This window comes from Priestia sp. 10L35 (assembly GCF_056395685.1).
In genome coordinates this window covers 188874-205949 of the sequence record NZ_JBFTKA010000006.1, presented here as the reverse complement: position 1 = coordinate 205949, position 17076 = coordinate 188874, and the positions used below count along the sequence as shown (strand labels likewise).

General features: G+C 38.2%; 15 protein-coding genes. 4 read left to right on the top strand and 11 right to left on the bottom strand.

Translation table 11 applies throughout. The features are described from left to right. Positions 1 to 149 precede the first annotated feature (149 nt). Both prfB and secA read right to left on the bottom strand, forming a co-directional pair. Positions 150 to 1248 (bottom strand): peptide chain release factor 2 gene (prfB, locus tag AC1DEF_RS21295; protein WP_114324550.1). Its coding sequence is split into 2 segments (ribosomal slippage): positions 150 to 1184 and positions 1186 to 1248, totalling 1098 coding nucleotides; the frame shifts between segments, so codons are not numbered across the junction. 99 nt (positions 1249 to 1347) lie between these two features. Beyond that, positions 1348 to 3864, bottom strand: a complete 2517-nt coding sequence (gene secA, locus AC1DEF_RS21290) for a preprotein translocase subunit SecA (RefSeq protein ID WP_016765888.1) — start codon at positions 3862 to 3864, stop codon at positions 1348 to 1350. Between the two features lie 226 nt (positions 3865 to 4090). Here secA and AC1DEF_RS21285 point away from each other — a divergent pair, with 226 nt between their 5' ends. Beyond that, on the top strand, positions 4091 to 4495 hold the full coding sequence (locus AC1DEF_RS21285) for a GNAT family N-acetyltransferase (protein ID WP_097824900.1): 405 nt from the start codon (positions 4091 to 4093) through the stop codon (positions 4493 to 4495). A gap of 71 nt (positions 4496 to 4566) precedes the next feature. On the opposite strand, the gene hpf is transcribed toward AC1DEF_RS21285, so the two are convergent. From hpf to AC1DEF_RS21260, 5 genes are all read right to left on the bottom strand, one after another. After that, complete coding sequence (gene hpf / locus AC1DEF_RS21280; RefSeq protein WP_013059750.1) at positions 4567 to 5118, bottom strand: ribosome hibernation-promoting factor, HPF/YfiA family; 552 nt, start codon at positions 5116 to 5118, stop codon at positions 4567 to 4569. A gap of 189 nt (positions 5119 to 5307) precedes the next feature. After that, on the bottom strand, positions 5308 to 5646 hold the full coding sequence (gene fliT, locus AC1DEF_RS21275; protein ID WP_043977402.1) for a flagellar protein FliT: 339 nt from the start codon (positions 5644 to 5646) through the stop codon (positions 5308 to 5310). Positions 5647 to 5648: 2 nt separating this feature from the next. Then, on the bottom strand, positions 5649 to 6050 hold the full coding sequence (gene fliS, locus AC1DEF_RS21270) for a flagellar export chaperone FliS (RefSeq protein WP_025752547.1): 402 nt from the start codon (positions 6048 to 6050) through the stop codon (positions 5649 to 5651). 16 nt (positions 6051 to 6066) lie between these two features. Continuing rightward, a complete protein-coding gene (gene fliD, locus AC1DEF_RS21265; protein ID WP_477727539.1) occupies positions 6067 to 7866 on the bottom strand; it encodes a flagellar filament capping protein FliD in 1800 nt (599 codons plus the stop codon). A 202-nt stretch (positions 7867 to 8068) separates the two neighbouring features. After that, a complete protein-coding gene (locus AC1DEF_RS21260; RefSeq protein WP_309225837.1) occupies positions 8069 to 8755 on the bottom strand; it encodes a hypothetical protein in 687 nt (228 codons plus the stop codon). A gap of 325 nt (positions 8756 to 9080) precedes the next feature. On the opposite strand from AC1DEF_RS21260, the gene AC1DEF_RS21255 reads away from it, so the two are divergent. Further along, the gene (locus tag AC1DEF_RS21255; RefSeq protein WP_043977411.1) at positions 9081 to 10478 is read left to right on the top strand and encodes an amino acid permease; all 1398 of its coding nucleotides are present in this window, start codon (positions 9081 to 9083) and stop codon (positions 10476 to 10478) included. A gap of 37 nt (positions 10479 to 10515) precedes the next feature. Here AC1DEF_RS21255 and AC1DEF_RS21250 read toward each other — a convergent pair whose 3' ends face one another. Continuing rightward, a complete protein-coding gene (locus tag AC1DEF_RS21250; protein WP_097824902.1) occupies positions 10516 to 12228 on the bottom strand; it encodes a high affinity choline transporter 1 in 1713 nt (570 codons plus the stop codon). Between the two features lie 628 nt (positions 12229 to 12856). Between AC1DEF_RS21250 and betB the strand changes: the two genes are divergently transcribed. After that, a complete protein-coding gene (gene betB, locus AC1DEF_RS21245) occupies positions 12857 to 14347 on the top strand; it encodes a betaine-aldehyde dehydrogenase (RefSeq protein ID WP_176521338.1) in 1491 nt (496 codons plus the stop codon). A 21-nt stretch (positions 14348 to 14368) separates the two neighbouring features. Next, positions 14369 to 15571, top strand: a complete 1203-nt coding sequence (locus tag AC1DEF_RS21240) for an iron-containing alcohol dehydrogenase (RefSeq protein WP_043977419.1) — start codon at positions 14369 to 14371, stop codon at positions 15569 to 15571. A gap of 42 nt (positions 15572 to 15613) precedes the next feature. Here AC1DEF_RS21240 and cudC read toward each other — a convergent pair whose 3' ends face one another. The 3 genes from cudC to fliW all read right to left on the bottom strand — a co-directional run bounded on the left by cudC (position 15614) and on the right by fliW (position 17075). After that, entirely contained in the window at positions 15614 to 16168 is a 555-nt protein-coding gene (cudC, locus tag AC1DEF_RS21235) for a choline uptake/conversion transcriptional regulator CudC (protein ID WP_028409671.1), read from the bottom strand. Between the two features lie 228 nt (positions 16169 to 16396). Continuing rightward, on the bottom strand, positions 16397 to 16627 hold the full coding sequence (gene csrA / locus AC1DEF_RS21230; protein WP_013085431.1) for a carbon storage regulator CsrA: 231 nt from the start codon (positions 16625 to 16627) through the stop codon (positions 16397 to 16399). Positions 16628 to 16652: 25 nt separating this feature from the next. After that, positions 16653 to 17075, bottom strand: coding sequence for a flagellar assembly protein FliW (gene fliW, locus AC1DEF_RS21225; RefSeq protein ID WP_043977425.1), 423 nt, complete (start codon positions 17073 to 17075; stop codon positions 16653 to 16655). Between the last annotated feature and the right edge of the window lies 1 nt (position 17076).

The window sequence follows — 17076 nt, the reverse complement described above, 5'->3', positions numbered from 1 at the left end:
AAGTGAACTGACGACAGCAACCTTTAAATTTCTATATTTTCTTAATTTTCTTTTTAACAATAGTTCTTTACGCTCGTTTTTCTTCATCCAAATTTTACAAAGTTCAACAACTAAAAAAAGGCAGCATACCTAAGTATGCTGCCTCTTAATTAAATATGAGAACGTAAATACGCATCGATAAACGGATCTAGATCTCCATCCATTACGCTTTGCGTGTTTCCGACTTCCGTATTTGTGCGGTGATCTTTTACTAATGAATACGGATGGAATACGTACGAACGAATTTGACTTCCCCATCCAATATCTTTTTGTTCTCCGCGAATTTCAGCTAGCTGTTCTTGCTGCTTTTCAATTTCTAATTGATACAGCTTAGATTTTAACATCTTCATTGCTTGCTCACGGTTTTTAATTTGTGAACGTTCCGTCTGACAAGATACGACTACATTAGTTGGGAGGTGAGTAATACGAACAGCTGAATCTGTTGTATTGATATGCTGACCTCCCGCACCACTTGCACGATACGTATCAACCTTCAAATCTTCCGTACGAATATCAATTGAAATTTCATCATTAAATTCCGGCATTATGTCGCACGATACGAATGATGTATGACGACGGCCTGATGAATCAAACGGAGAAATACGAACGAGACGATGAACGCCTTTTTCAGCTTTTAAATACCCGTACGCATTATGACCTTTAATTAAAAGCGTTACACTTTTAATACCAGCTTCATCTCCAGGTAAGTAATCAAGCGTTTCTACTTTGAAACCTTTTTTCTCCGCCCAGCGCGTATACATACGTAGTAACATTGAACCCCAATCCTGTGATTCTGTTCCACCAGCACCTGGGTGCAGTTCTAAAATGGCATTATTTTTATCATACGGCTCGCTTAAAAGCAGCTGTAATTCAAAGTCATTCATGCCTGATATAAGCTCTTTTAATTCACTAACTAGTTCTTCTGCTAAATCTTCATCGTATTCTTCTTTTACAAGTTCATGAGACACTTGCAAATTTTCATATGTTTCATCCAAGTGGTTAAATTGATTTACTGCATCTTTCAAACCATTGGCTTCATTAATAACAGTCTGAGCTGCCTGCTGGTCATTCCAAAAATTTGGATCAGCCATAGTCTCATCTAATTCATCGATACGAGCTTGTTTTGTATCGAGGTCAAAGAGACCCCCTAAAGTCCGCTAATCGCTTAGCTGTTTTGTCAAGTTCTTGCTTAATTTCTACTAAATCCATGAGTTGAACACCTCTATTTTATTTTTGACGCACAGGAAGGAAATGAGAAGACTCATTTCCTTCCTGTACTAATTCATTCTATACTAATTGACTCTTACTTTATGATTCTTTACCGCAGCAGTTTTTATACTTTTTGCCACTTCCGCAGATACAAGGATCATTTCGGCCAACTTCTATTGCATTTACTTTTGGCTTCTTCTTAGCCGGCGCGTCTCCTTCTTTTGGATGAACAGCCGCCTGACCTTGCGCTACCTCTTGACGCTCAAGGTTGTTGTTAATTTCTGCTTTCATGATATACTTCGTCACTTCTTCTTCAATGCTTGCAATCATATTTTCAAACATCGCAAAACCTTCCATTTGGTATTCGCGAAGAGGATCTGTTTGGCCGTACGCACGAAGGTGGATACCTTGGCGAAGCTGATCCATCGTATCGATATGATCCATCCATTTAGAATCAACTGCTCTAAGAACAACAACTTTTTCAAATTCACGCATTTGTTCTTCAGGGAGCTGCTCTTCTTTTTCATTATAACGAGCTTTTGCATGATCTACCAGCAGTTCTACCATTTCTTCAGGCTCTTTACGGCGAAGATCTTCTTCTGTGACTTCACCTTCCTCAAGAACATTAGCATTTACGTAATCAATAATCGCTTGTAAATTCCATTCTTCTTCTAATTCTTCACGCGGTGTGTTTACTTCAACCACACGCTGTAGAGTTGATTCAATCATACGTTCTACAATCGCACGCAGGTTGTCTGAATCAAGTACTTCAAAGCGCTGTTTGTAAATAACTTCACGCTGTTGACGAAGCACGTCATCATATTGAAGCAATTGTTTACGCGCATCAAAGTTATTACCTTCAACGCGTTTTTGAGCGGATTCAACAGCTCTTGTTACAATTTTACTTTGAATTGGCTGTGAGTCATCCATACCAAGGCGATCCATCATTGCCATCATATTATCTGAACCAAATCGGCGCATTAATTCATCTTCCATGGATAGATAGAATTGAGATACCCCTGGATCCCCTTGACGTCCAGCACGTCCGCGAAGCTGATTATCAATACGGCGTGATTCATGACGCTCTGTACCAATTACAGCAAGGCCTCCAGCTTCAACGACACCTTCACCTAGTTTGATATCCGTACCACGACCGGCCATATTTGTTGCGATTGTTACCGCACCTTTGTGACCCGCATTTTCGATAATATCCGCTTCACGCTCATGCTGTTTTGCATTTAAAACGTGATGGGGAATGCCTTTTTTCTTTAATAAAGCTGATAAAATTTCAGATGTTTCAATCGCAACTGTACCAACAAGAACAGGCTGTCCTTTTGCGTGGCGCTCGGCAATATCTTCTACTACCGCATTAAACTTGCCTTCCATTGACTTATAAATTAAATCTGCTTTATCATCACGTGAAATTGGCTTGTTTGTCGGAATAACAACAACGTGCATATTGTAAATATTACGGAATTCTTCTTCTTCCGTTTTAGCTGTACCCGTCATACCTGATAATTTTTCATACATACGGAAGTAGTTTTGGAATGTGATCGTAGCTAACGTCATGCTTTCATTTTGAATCTCAACATTCTCTTTAGCTTCGATAGCTTGATGCAAGCCGTCGCTAAAACGTCTTCCTTTCATTAAACGACCAGTAAATTGGTCAACGATTACGACCTGATCTTCATCAATTACGTAATCCACATCATTTTGCATCGTTACATGTGCTTTAAGCGCTTGGTTGATGTGATGGTTTAGCGCTACGTGTGAAATATCAAATAAGTTTTCAATGCCAAATGCGCGCTCTGCTTTTGACATACCTTCTTCGGTTAGCTGAACGCTTTTTGTTTTGATATCAAAAGTAAAATCGGTTTCTTTATCAAGCGTGCGAACGAATGCATTAGCTTGAATATAAAGAGCAGTCGATTTCTGCGCGCTGCCGGATATAATAAGCGGCGTACGTGCTTCATCAATTAAGATAGAGTCAACTTCATCGATTACGGCAAAATGAAGCGGACGTTGAACCATTTGTTCTTTGTAAAGCACCATGTTATCACGTAAATAGTCAAATCCGAGTTCATTATTTGTACTATACGTAATATCCGCTGCATATGCTTCTTGCTTTTCTTCACGCGTTAAATGGTTTAAATTTAAACCTACTTTCAAGCCTAGGAATTCATATAAACGACCCATTTCACTAGCATCACGGCTCGCTAAGTATTCATTGACTGTTACTACATGTACACCTTTTCCTGTAATGGCGTTTAAGTATACAGGCATAGTAGCTGTCAACGTTTTACCTTCACCCGTTTTCATTTCCGAGATATTCCCTTCATGCAGAGAAATACCCCCCATTAGCTGAACTTTGTACGGATACATGCCTAACACACGTTTCGCTGCTTCACGTACAACCGCAAAAGCTTCATCTAATAGGTTATCGAGCGATTCGCCATTTTGGTAGCGTTGTTGAAATTCAGCCGTTTTTTCACGAAGCTGATCGTCTGTTAAAGACGCTATTTCAGGACCTAACGCATCAATTTGGTCCGCCATTTTTTCTAAACGGCCGATTTGGCGCTGATTGCCGTCAAACACTTTTTTAAATAATCCAAGCATATTAAAACGCTCCTCTATTTATAATCAGTACATTTTATACTATTTTCATTCATATCTGTATCTTTCATTATAAAACATTCTGAGTAAAATTGTAACATTGCAGCTAAACAAGTAGCAACTTGTACCCTTTTTCGTCTGTCTCTTTACTAGTACTACTCTATTAACAAGTTATTTTCTATTGTGATTTCCCCTGCCTCACTCTTACAATAAAAAAGGGGAATGTAGAATGAATGTTCAATCGATTACAAAAGAACAAGCTTGGGAAGTCCGACATACCGTCATGTGGCCTGATAAAGATTTCAGTTATATTCAGCTGAAAGATGAGCCATTAGGCATTCACTATGGACTGTTTGAAGAAGGAGAGTTAAAATCAGTTGTTTCCTTATTTATAACAGGTAATGAAGCTCAATTTCGAAAATTTGCTACTCTCAAAGAAGAACAAGGAAAAGGATATGGCAGTCGTCTACTAAAGGAGGTTTTTCTCAAAGCTAAGAACCTTGGGGTACGAAAGATCTGGTGTAACGCACGAGAAAATAAAGTCTCTTTTTATCAGGCATTCAACATGAAAGAAACCACGCGTGTATTCACCAAATCTTCTACGCGCTATGTAGTGATGGAACTATTTTTTTAAGCAGCTAAAAAGCAGCGTGCGGAGGCACGCTGCTTTTACTTTACTGCTCTTGTTTAAGAGAGCCTATAATCTTAGTTTGGTTCAATCAATCCATATCGTCCATCTTTTCTTCGATATACAACGTTTGTAATGTTGGTCTCAGCGTTTGTAAACACAAAGAAACTATGTCCTAACATATTCATTTGCAAAATAGCCTCTTCACTATCCATTGGCTTTAAGTTAAATCGTTTTGTACGAACTAGCTCTAATTCATCTTCTTCAGTTGCAACTGCTACGTTCGCTTCACTTTCTAATGCTGCGAACAGATACTTCTCAGCGCCTTTTTCACGCATTTTTCGATTTACTTTTGTTTTATGTTTACGAATTTGACGCTCTAATTTATCTAGGACAAGATCGACAGCTGCGTATAAATCACTGTGTGTCTCTTCAGCTCTCAATACGAGATCATTCATTGGGATTGTGACTTCTATTTTTTGATCGTTATTGTAGACTTTTAAGTTTACATTTACGTCAGCAGTTGGTGTTTCGTCGAAATAACGCTCTAACTTACCAAGCTTTTTCTCTACGTATTCCCTAATTGCTGGAGTCACCTCAATGTTTTCACCGCGAATGTTATACATCATGTTCGAACTCCTCCTTTAATCCATTGCTATACCTCTACAATTCTACAATACCCGACACAATCCCTTCCTAAACTATTAAAATTTTTTGAAAATTTAGTGAAAATTTATGGAACCTGAGAAAAGTTTATGAAAAAACCAAAAAAATAGACCTTCTTCATAAGAAGAAGGGTTGTATTTTTTTACGCAGGATTAATTTTTTTTATCATAAAACATTCCATCAAACGTTTTTGTTTCGTAAGGGTTTACATAGCTGTTACTATGCTTTTTTTTCGCTTTCAGCAAACGGAGATCTACCATAATTTGATGCCGAATTAAGATGAGCTTTTGATCAATTTCCTTATTCATTTCGACAATTTTCTTACCAATCGATTCATTATCCCTACTTTTTGGCGGCAGTTTCTCTATGAGGTCACGTCTTTTTAATAGAAGATACTCTAACTTTTGAATGCCTTCTTCTCGATTTTTGTCAGAAAATGTTTGAATAAGCCGATAAATCTCATCAGTTAGCTGATATAGGTCGTTAATCATATTTATGCTTGACCGCCGCTTCCATGGACTTGCTGGCGGTGAAGCTGCACAACTTGCTTCCATGTATCGCGGAATTCTGTTACGTATTGTTCCGCTTCATCCAAGCTTGCTGTGTCATTTTTTGTATTTGCTTCAATTAAACACTGGTTAATATAGTCATACATAGCCATCATAGACTTAGCAACTTGCACGTTTGTATCAAGGGTAATCATTAATTCTTGAATAATATTTTGTGCTTTTAACAGATTCGTATTTTTCAGCTCAATATTTTTTTCCTGTATGCCTGTTCGTGCAAGTTTGATAAATTTTAAACACCCGTTATACAGCATAAGCGTTAACTCTCCTGGAGAAGCAGTCTGAACAGCTCCTTGCTGATACGCTTGATATGGATTATTTGCTGCCATAAACGTTCACTCCTTCTTAACTAAAATATTGCGATAACTGCGCGCTTTGAGCATTTGCATTTTGAATGGCTTTTTCCATTGCTGTAAACTGACGATAATACCGGTCCTCCACTTGTGTGAGCCTGCTTTCAAAACTAGTGATTTGGCTATTTACGCTTTTTAAATTCCGCCCAAGCAAAAATTGTTCACTTGTCCATGTTGAACGGCCAGCGCGCTGCTCAACTTTGGATACGGTTTGAGTAATCGTATCTCGTAAACGTCGTACAATCCCTTTTTCACTTGTTGTACTTCCACTTTTCATAAATAAATCCATCACAGACTGCGGATCTTTTTCAATTGCTTCTTTTAATTTAGTTCCGTCGCCTTCTATGACTAGCTTGCCTCGATCGCTATAGTTTGCGCTAGTTGAAATGCCAATGTCGGTTAGTTGCGAAAATCCTCCGCTCACTCCTGATACAGAGGCATACCAGTTAGAACGCATTTGGTTTAGACCGCTTGATAAAATTGAGTCTCCTTTTAACAAACCGCTTTTCGCCTTAACATCCCACTGCTCAGCTTGTTTATCCATTAGTTTTTCTCTTTCTTCATCAGTCAAAGGCTGATAGTTCCGGTCTCTTTCTTCCGTAATCTTTCCGTTAATCTTTTCAATCAGTTCATTGTATTTGGTCACGAAATCTTTAATTGTATCAAATACTTTTTGCGTATCATTGCTTACGTTAACGCGCACATCTCCTGTGAAATTGTTTTGAAGGGTATAGGTAACGCCTCCAGTAGTAAATGTATTGGACTTACGAGTTGTTTCTAGACCGTTTAGCGTAAATTTTGCGTCTGTTCCTTTGGCATCACCGGCGAGCTGTAAAAAGCCCGTCAAAAATCCTCCTGAAAAAACCATGTTTGAACCATCCCCATTATCAGCAGAAGATAAATTTCCTGTATCTTTACGAGTCATGACAACTTTATTTGTTCCTTCATCGAAAAAGGCTGAAATGCCTACTTTTGAATTGCTGATTTGTGTGAGAAGGGTGTTTAATGAGGTGGAACCGTCAAATTCAAATGGCGTACTTCCATCTGTATTATCACCCGTTGCTTTACCGTTGCTGTCATAAGTTGTAATAGAAAACTTCAATACATTTTGCTGATACGAAAATGCTTCAATTGTACTGCCGCTTGTTAGTGTGGTACCAAATGTCATTTCACCTGTGTCTTCGTTAATGAAGACTTCATCAGAACCTAATGTTTCCGCCTTTGTTCCTATTGTCACTTTATACTCTTTACTTGTACCATCCGTGGTAACAGATATAGAGTTTAAAGTGCCTGTATTCTGATTTACAGCAGAAATAGCACCTTTAGCTAATTTCACTGTACTAGTATCCGCACTTAATGTTATGGCAGCTTGTTCCACTGTTTTCTCAGTCCACACACTTGAATCCATCGACCCGCGTTGAGACCACAAGCTTTTCGTCGGATCCATACTAGAATCAATACTAGTGCTAATACTCTGCGCAGCAGTCGCCATTGTCACGTTTGAAAGAGTATAAGAGGCATTTGCTGCTGAGGAAGTAGCTGCTGCTTTTACTTTCGTTTCATCCGATGAAGATACCGTTTTGGATGAATAAGAAGACTGCAAGGTCATATTAAAAGCGAGATTATTAAATTCTGATAACAGCAAGTTCATAGAGCGATAATCATCTCGCTGCCACTCTAACGTTTGCTTTTGTTTTTTCATTTTATCAATAGGCATACGTTCAGCCTTCATTAAATCACTGACGATTTGATCAATATCCATTCCGCTTGCTAACCCACTTACTCTTACCACTTACCATCACCACCGTTTTTTTATTCATCTATTCATCAACTGTTAGCCATGAAATATGAGTGTATTTTTTCGAATCTTCTTATTCGTTCATAGGTTCAACACTTCTCTATTTTGTATCGGTAAAACAAACATTTTTTTCATAGGTCAAATGATGCAAGATAGAAAAAGCTCACTTATTTTTCTACAATAAGTGAGCTTTTTATTATTGGCCAAGCAAGTTCAGTTTCTGGGATAAATTTCTTTGAATATCCTTAGGAATAAGGTATGGTGCTAGATTTATAATATCTCGTAACGAATCAATGGTTACAGAGGCAGATAAATTTATATATTCATCCGTTGTATCTGCTTGCTCAAACGAAATGGAGTCTGGCAAATTATTGAGCAGAGTAATTTCATTCATTTCTTTATCGACCGTGACATCAGAATCCTTATCAATATTTAAGCGATCCCATACAAGAGACATCGGAATCGGCATTCTTCCTAAATGCACGCTATTCACCTTTAAAACAAGCTTTCCATTTTCGGCATTTGGTGTTACGTCAACTACAAACTGTGATTCCATAAAAGATACTACATGTTTATTAATATACAATTTTATATGTTTTGGAAGCAACTCGGCTTCTGCTCCGTCAACCGTTTCATCATTTTCGTAAAGGTAGCTGCGCAAATAATCATTAACATCGCTCTCGCTTAATCGGTATCCTAAAATAGGAGCGCCTCCGTTCAGTTCTAGCGACGTCGCATGAGCGGACTTTTCTTGTGCCAGTGAAGATAATGAAGCAGTCTGATCAAGTTTTTCAATATTTCTCACTGGACTAACGAAAAAGTACAACCCAACTAAAAGGATAATAAATAGAAAAATAACAGCTATAAATTTTCTCAAACACACGCACCCTCTCAAACATTCTTCTTGGAATATAATACCGATTTCTCTTTTATCATACAAGATAAATAAGATGTATGTCGAAAATTTGTATAAAATGTACGTATATACCAGACATCCCAAACGGCGAATAAGTCTACAATGAATAAATCGAGTCTATTCCGACTTAAAAATCGACAATTTTAGTAACTTAAAGTCGATTTTTATAGGAATTTGATAATTGGCACACTTCTTGCTTATTATAAAGGTAAGGGGAGGAATTTCTATTTATATTTTCAGAATTTACTTTATTTTCTAATAGTCTTTCGATAATTTTAAAGGAGTGAATACGATGGGAAACAAAACAGAATCACACGGAAAGTTAAAGCAACGTCACGTTTCCATGATTTCCATTGCAGGTATTATCGGAGCCGGCTTATTTGTAGGAAGCGGATCCGTTATTAATGCAACAGGCCCAGCAGCAGTAGTTTCATATGCAGCAGCCGGACTGCTAGTCGTTCTATTGATGCGTATGCTCGGTGAAATGGCTATGGTAAACCCAGATAAAGGCTCATTCGCAACATATGCTCAGCAAGGAATTGGCGCGTGGGCAGGTTATGCTGTCGGATGGCTTTACTGGTTTTTCTGGCTAATTGTAATTGCGATTGAAGCCACTGCAGGAGGAGCAATTGTTCATGAATGGCTCCCTTCCGTACCAATTTGGCTTTTGAGCTTAATCTTAACCTTTGCATTAACTTTAACAAACTTGTTCTCTGTCAAATCATTTGGAGAATTTGAATATTGGTTTGCTATGATTAAAATTGTGGCAATCGTTGCTTTTATGGGAATCGGTTTAGCTATTATTTTCGGATTAATCCCAGGTACATCTTCACCTGGTCTAGCTAATTTAACGGGCCACGGAGGCTTTATGCCAAAAGGTACGAACTCTATCTTTTTGGGAGTTATTACCGTTATTTTCTCTTATTTCGGGGCTGAAATTGCGGCTATTGCAGCTAGTGAATCAGAAAACCCAGCAAAAGCTATCACAACTGCTATTCGCAGTGTCGTATGGCGAATTTTAATTTTCTATATTGGTTCAGTTGCTATTTTAGTAACTCTTTTACCTTGGAACTCAGCTGATTTACTAAAAAGTCCATATGTAACAATGTTAGAAATGGTCAATATTCCAGCAGCTGCACAAATTATGAATTTAGTCGTATTAGTATCCGTTTTGTCTTGCTTAAACTCTGCTTTGTACACGAACTCACGAATGATTTTGTCATTAGCTCAAAAAGGACAAGCTCCTCGCGCTTTAGCAAAAGTAAGCAAATCAGGCGTGCCGGCAAGAGCTGTATGGATTAGCACAGCTGCTGCATATGTATGTGCTATCTTTAGCTTCGTTTCGCCGGATAAACTCTTTTTATTCTTAGTTAATGCATCAGGAGCCATTGCTCTTATTGTGTACTTAGCTATCGCTATTTCTCATTTACGCCTGCGTAAGAAAATGAATCGAGCAAACCAGCCAATTAAAGGGATGAAAATGTGGTTGTTCCCGTATTTAACATACGTAACAATTGCTATTATTACAGTGATCTTCTTATCAATGGCATTTATTGATTCGATGCGCTCACAGTTTTTCTTAACTCTTGGATTAACCGCTGTGGTTCTTCTTTCATACTCGTTCATCAAAAAAACAAACAACAAGCGACCTGACGATCAATTTTCCGAGTCAGAAAATATTGCAAAATAAAAAAGCCGCAGATGCGGCTTTTTTATTTTGCTTTTGATTATTTCTCAACCGATATGTCACGATGAAGATTTCGAAGCGGCTGAGGAGGGCAAATACGTCGCGTCGCGTAGGAAACGATAAAAATAGTTAACAACCCGCCTACCATCGCAAATGTGCGAAACGGAAACATGACCACTCCGTCTTCAATCATCGGATACGGAAGCAGCGCTTTTAAATGAAGCATCGGTTCTCCTCCACCTATTCGAAGAACAAGAGACACAATAAACCCAGCCAAAGATCCGTACCAGTTAGCTCCTTTAAAGAATAAAGCACAAACCAACTGCGGAAAAAGTATACAATACACGAGGTCCCCTGATAAATACCATAAAGAGTAGACACTCTCAGAGTTCAAAGCAATTAGAGTTGCTCCCGTTCCAATGATAATGATAGAACGTTTAATAACTTTATCTAACTGCGCCTGTGTCGCATTTGGTTTTACAATCGGACGATACACGTTCCAGGCTGCCATCCCCGACGCTGAAAGCAACGAAGCCGCTACTGCAGCCATAACGGCAGCAGCTAGTCCTCCAAGTGCAATCGCTCCTACTAAATCGGGCGTTAGGTATTTAAATACATACGTTAAAATCATGGACGCGCTCTCAGGGCTTGACGCTCCAAATGAAGACCAGTCTGCACTATAACCTATCATTCCTATTAAAGTTGGAGGCAAGGCCGCTAACGCGCAAAAGATGCCGGCTGTAATAGATAGCCACATTGCTGCTTTTTCGTTTTTAGCAGATAACACGCGCTGAAAATAAATCTGCCATGGAATACCACCAAAAATAAGTAAAAATGTGCTATCCCACCATTGCCAATATGTATTTCCCCATTTCGGATCTTCCCAGCCTTTTATTGGAGGAAATAAATGAAGAGAACCAGTCATGCCTTCTGAATAAGTAGAAAAAACGGCTCCCACCCCTCCCGTATTCGAAAATGCAAAGGGAAGCACCAGAAATAGTCCTAAAAACATAATAGAAAGCTGTAAGATATCGGTATGTGCTACTGCCCACAAGCCGCCAATCACGGTGTATGCAATGGCAATAAGTGCGGAAAGAATGATGGAAATTGAAAAACTGAGGCCTAAAATCACACCGAATGTTGTTCCTAAAGCAGTTAAGATAGCTGCGCTCCAAAACAGCTCTCCCAGTATAGCTGGAAAATAAAGAACCGTAGCCATTTTCTTACCAAAACGAGATTCTAGAGGATCGAGCATTGTCATAAACTCAAACCTTCTCATCTTTCTAGCAAAAAAGATACCGCCTAAAATCAAGCTGATTGAATAACACCATGGCGCTTGAGTCCATGTCAGCCCTGAGGAATAAACGGTTTCGGCCGTTCCAGCAATATACCCTCCACCTACCCAAGTGGCGGTCATTGTGAACATTGAAATCCATAGCGGCATAGATCTTCCTGCAACAAGCATATCATCTGATTTTCCTTTTTTACTTGCAGCGGCTCGAGCACCAATAAAATAAATAACACCATACATAATGAACATTAAAATGAGGCCTGGCCAATAGAGATCTGGATTATAGAGAGAATAGATAAATGCGACAACCATAAAGATGGAAAATCCTATAATAGTTGTCCATAAGGGGGTTAGTAGACGGTTGTTCCTGCTTGATTTCCCTGAAAAGTCAGAAGTCTCATTCGACTTTTCAGGCCTGGCTTGTTGTGTGTCTGAACGAAATGGCTTTTTAGCATTTTGCATCGTCTCACATCCTTTAAATTGATAAAGAAATCTAAAGACATAATTGTCCTCTATTCCTTTTTCCTACCAGCATACAATTAAACCTAAAAATAGATTTTTCAGAATAAAATATAAATAGTTGGATTATAAATACCAATGCGAAGGGGAGAAATTACGTTTATATAATTATATTAAAATAATTTAAATTTATTTTTTTTATTATTTTGCTAAGAACTCATAATTATTTTCATCTTCTATCTAAACTCCTTTCTTAATTTCCACATTCAAAATCCTTTGTTTCTCAAGGTTTGTATGCAAGCAGATATAGTACTATGGTTAATATATCTGAATGTTTAGGATATTGTCAAAAAAGTTTGAGTGTTTTCATATAAAAAAAGAATAATATTCTCATAGCTCGTACATAAAAAAACCTTTTGTATCAAGGGACATAGCAATCAGTGATTTTTTATTACTTTTTGTTAAATTTTTTCTTAATATCCGAATGATTAGTCTCTTCCAGAGAAGATAATCTAATAAATTCTGAACATTTGGGTTTTTTGGGTTTGACTAAATTAAATAACCGATGCTATAATTCGAATTGTTAAGAACGTTAAATATAAATTTAACAAATTCTATTATTTGGAGGTCGATGCTATTGGAACAAACACTTACGCTTGAAAAAATGCACATAAACGGCGAATGGGTTGAAGCACGCAGCGGCGAGAAAAGAGAGATTATAAATCCTTTTAACCAAGAGGTTATCGCTGTCGTTACAGAAGGAAATCGTGCTGATACTGTAGAAGCTATTGAAGCAGCTAGAAAAGCTTTTGATGCAGGTGAATGGTCTAAATTTACAGCGGCCCAAAGAGGTTCTTTACTATTTAAAGTAGCGGAAGAAATTCGTAATGATCGTGAAGAACTCGCTAAACTTGAAACCTTGAATACTGGAAAAACCCTCGTTGAAAGCCTGGCAGACATGGATGGAATTGCTGATGTCTTTCAATACTATGCTGGATTAGCAGATAAAGATGGTGGACAGATGATTGAGTCACCTAATCCCGATTCTGTTAGCCGCGTTGTCCGCGAACCTGTAGGTGTATGCAGCCAAATTACTCCTTGGAATTACCCTTTATTGCAAGCCTCTTGGAAATTGGCTCCGGCACTTGCTGCTGGGAATACAATTGTTATTAAACCAAGCGAAATCACCCCTTTAACAACTATTCATATGATGAAAATTTTTGAAAGAGTTGGCTTTCCATCAGGCGTCATTAACATTGTACTCGGCCCGGGTGCGACCGTTGGACAAGAAATGGCAGAAAGTCACTTAGTAGATTTAGTTTCCTTTACAGGCGGCGGTGTATCTGGACGTAAAGTCATGCAGGCTGCCGCAGGCAACTTTAAAAAAATCGCTCTTGAACTCGGTGGGAAAAATCCGAATATCGTCTTTGCTGACGCTGACTTTGACACTGCGGTTGACTATGCATTAAATGCGGTCTTCTTTCATGCCGGTCAAGTTTGTTCAGCTGGTGCGAGATTACTCGTTCAAGATGATATTCACGATAAATTTGTTTCAGCAGTTATTGAACAAGCCAAAAAAATTAAGCTAGGAGACGGCATGGATGAGGCCACTCAAATGGGACCCGTCATCTCAAAAGAACACCTAGCTAAAGTGGAACATTACATTGAACTTGGGAAACAAGAAGGTGCTTCCCTTATTTTAGGAGGCAAACGTCCAACTCAAGAGTCTTTACAAAAAGGTTTATTCATTGAACCAACTATTTTTACAGACTGTCATGGAGATATGAAAGTTGTCCAAGAAGAGTCATTTGGTCCAATTATGACCATTGAGCGCTTCAGTACTGAAGAAGAAGCGGTGGCACTTGCTAACGATACAATCTATGGATTAGCTGGAGCCGTTTGGACAAGTGATATGAATCGAGCTGAACGTGTAGTGAAAGCACTCCGTATGGGAACAACTTGGATTAACGATTATCATCCCTACTTCCCGCAGGCTCCTTGGGGAGGTTATAAGCAATCTGGGATCGGAAGAGAGCTTAGCCACATTGGGCTAGAAGAATATACGGAAATTAAACATATTTATACGAATACAAATCCACAGCCAATGCGCTGGTTTCAATAAAATTCAAGGGGGAATGTAAAGATGTTTATGCGATTTGAAAGAATGGAACGTTTAAAAAGTTTTGAGATGCCAACGGTTGTAAAACATGGAATTGGTGCTGTTAAGCATACTGGAGAAGAAGTAAAAAACCTAGGTGTATCTAAGGTTTTACTAGTAACAGATCCTGGTGTAAAAAAAGTAGGTTTAGCAGATCCTGTAATCGCTAGTTTAAAAGAAGCGGACGTAGACGTTATTCTATTTGATCAAGTAGAAGCCAACCCTTCTATTCACGTGGTAGCAAACGGCACAAAAATGTACAAAGAAAATGGATGCAACGGACTAGTAGCTGTTGGAGGCGGAAGCTCAATGGATACGGCAAAAGCTATTGGTGTAGAAGTAGCTCATAATGCTCCCGTCTTAGATTATGAAGCAGCTGAAGGAAAAAAACCTTTAACAAAACGTATCCCTCCTTTAACAACCATTCCTACAACTGCGGGTACAGGAAGTGAAGTCACACAATGGGCTGTCATTACGGATCCTGTTCGTGAGTTTAAGTTTAATACAGGTGGACCTTTAATTGCTGCCCACTTAACAATTATTGATCCAGAACTTCACGTATCTATGCCTTCACATATTACGGCCGGTACAGGAATTGACGCATTAGCTCATGCAATTGAATGTTATACATGTCATTTTGCACAACCAATGACAGACTCTGTTGCTTTGTTGGCTATTGAGTACGTTGGAAAATACTTACGACGTGCAGTTGCAAATGGACAGGATATCGAAGCACGCTATGGAATGGCGCATGCAGCTATGCTTGCTGGCCTTTCATATGGAAGTGAATCTGCAGGAGCAGCTCACGCGATGGCTCAAACATTAGGAGGCATTTATCCAATTGCCCATGGCCCTTGCGTAGCAGCAATGCTAGGTCCTGTAATGGAATATAACTGGATGGGCGAGCCTGAAAAATTTGCGCGCATAGCTCAAGCTTTAGGAGTTAATACACACGAATTAACGCTTGAAGAAGCAGCTCAAGCAGCTGTTCGTGAAGTATATCAACTAGTTAAAGATGTACAAATCCCTTCTTTAGAAGAACAAGGTGTTCCAAAAGAAGCGGTTTCTCGCTTAGCTCAAGAAGCATTTAATGATCCACAAACAGTTGGTAACCCTCGTGATTTAACTGTAAAAAGTTACGAATGGATTTATAATCGCTGCTTCGAAGCTACACCATTAACTGTATAAAAATGATAAAAAGGCTGTTGATTTTTCAACAGCCTTTTTTATTTACTCTTTCGCTAATTCTTCATTTAAAATATCGATGATTCTTCGGTCGTCAAAAACTTTCACTACTTTTTTCAAGAAATGATAATAATGTTTGGACTCTATAATCTGCGCTAAATTACGCTTTGCTTTTACTGCGATCTCCTCAGGCACATCTTCATCATTTAAGAGAATCTGCAGCTTGTTTTCCGCTTCTTCGATTGCCTCTAAATTAACTGAAATTTCTCTTTGCCACTTCTTACAGAAAAATGAAAAAAAGGACTTAGAAAAATCTTTTTCTGCTTCATATAAGTCTTTTCGAACACCTTTTTTCCACACTTTGTGGACCATATCAATATTTTGCAGTGAACGAATGGATGTACTCATCGTTGGTTTACTCATACCCAATTCTTCACTCATTTGATCTAATGTAACAGGCTCATCCATAAAATAAAGCATGCCATACAGCCTTCCTACTGAAGGTGTGACCCCATATAAATCCATCGTATCAGCTAAAGCGCTGACAACTACATCTTCTGCTTCTTTTAATAAATCATGATACTCTTGAACATCACTCATTTACTCTTCTCCTCTTTTGTTAAATTCATTTGAATTATACTTAATAAATTTAATGATACACGATAAAAAGGAAAAAAACAGAAATTCAGTTCAATTTTTTTGATAAAAAAGAAGCCTTTCTCTTAAAGAGAAAGGCTTAAGACATAGTGGGGAATACTATATGTTTATCTTTCCCGATTTAGATATTATTTATACCGTATATTTTTGATTATTTTCAACCCGATCGTTTTATTTCTTTTTCGGTAATTGTTTCAGCATATCAATAGCATGTAATGTAATTTGAGAAGCACTTTTATTTTCGTTACGTATTTCTTCATAAATCTCTTGTCTATGAATATCTACAGATTTTGGAGCTTGAATTCCTAACTTTACTTGATCACCATTAACTGCAAGGACGGTCACTTCAATTTCATCACCTATTTTGATTGTTTCATTTAACTTTCGTGTTAAAACAAGCATGGACTCACTCCTTATCTTATTCCTCTTACTCAAATAACCTGTGCTTCGTTTCATAAGCTGTATTCATTAAAATCACTTGCTTAGCAAGCTGTTGCTTTGTATTAATAATAACAGGAGCCTGCAAATTAGCCGTTATCTTTTCCATAGAATCTGACATCGTAAGCAATACGTAAACAGCTGCATCTTCCGCTTGTTGTAATTGAAGCTTTTCGATTTCCTGAGGTTCTAGGTGAAAATCATAATCTAAAAAAAACTGAAATGGATCCGTGATAATAAAAGCTAATTCTTTGGTTTGAATAGACTGCAGAACTTGGAAAGCTTCGGCTTCTGGAAGTGGTAAAATAACGAACTCAGTTTCTTCCAAAAAACCTGGAATCCCTTGATTGAATGTCAGTGTTTGCTGATTATCTATTTCTATATCTCCATGATAGCTTGTTGAAATTTTCATC

Coding starts and splice junctions, on each gene's coding strand:
- betB (WP_176521338.1), top strand. CDS start 12,857: ATGCTATTGGAACAAACACTTACGCTTGAAAAAATGCACATAAACGGC.
- fliS (WP_025752547.1), bottom strand. CDS start 6,050: ATGGCAGCAAATAATCCATATCAAGCGTATCAGCAAGGAGCTGTTCAG.
- csrA (WP_013085431.1), bottom strand. CDS start 16,627: ATGCTTGTTTTAACACGAAAGTTAAATGAAACAATCAAAATAGGTGAT.
- AC1DEF_RS21285 (WP_097824900.1), top strand. CDS start 4,091: ATGAATGTTCAATCGATTACAAAAGAACAAGCTTGGGAAGTCCGACAT.
- fliW (WP_043977425.1), bottom strand. CDS start 17,075: ATGAAAATTTCAACAAGCTATCATGGAGATATAGAAATAGATAATCAG.
- AC1DEF_RS21250 (WP_097824902.1), bottom strand. CDS start 12,228: ATGCAAAATGCTAAAAAGCCATTTCGTTCAGACACACAACAAGCCAGG.
- secA (WP_016765888.1), bottom strand. CDS start 3,864: ATGCTTGGATTATTTAAAAAAGTGTTTGACGGCAATCAGCGCCAAATC.
- AC1DEF_RS21240 (WP_043977419.1), top strand. CDS start 14,369: ATGTTTATGCGATTTGAAAGAATGGAACGTTTAAAAAGTTTTGAGATG.
- hpf (WP_013059750.1), bottom strand. CDS start 5,118: ATGATGTATAACATTCGCGGTGAAAACATTGAGGTGACTCCAGCAATT.
- AC1DEF_RS21255 (WP_043977411.1), top strand. CDS start 9,081: ATGGGAAACAAAACAGAATCACACGGAAAGTTAAAGCAACGTCACGTT.
- fliT (WP_043977402.1), bottom strand. CDS start 5,646: ATGATTAACGACCTATATCAGCTAACTGATGAGATTTATCGGCTTATT.
- cudC (WP_028409671.1), bottom strand. CDS start 16,168: ATGAGTGATGTTCAAGAGTATCATGATTTATTAAAAGAAGCAGAAGAT.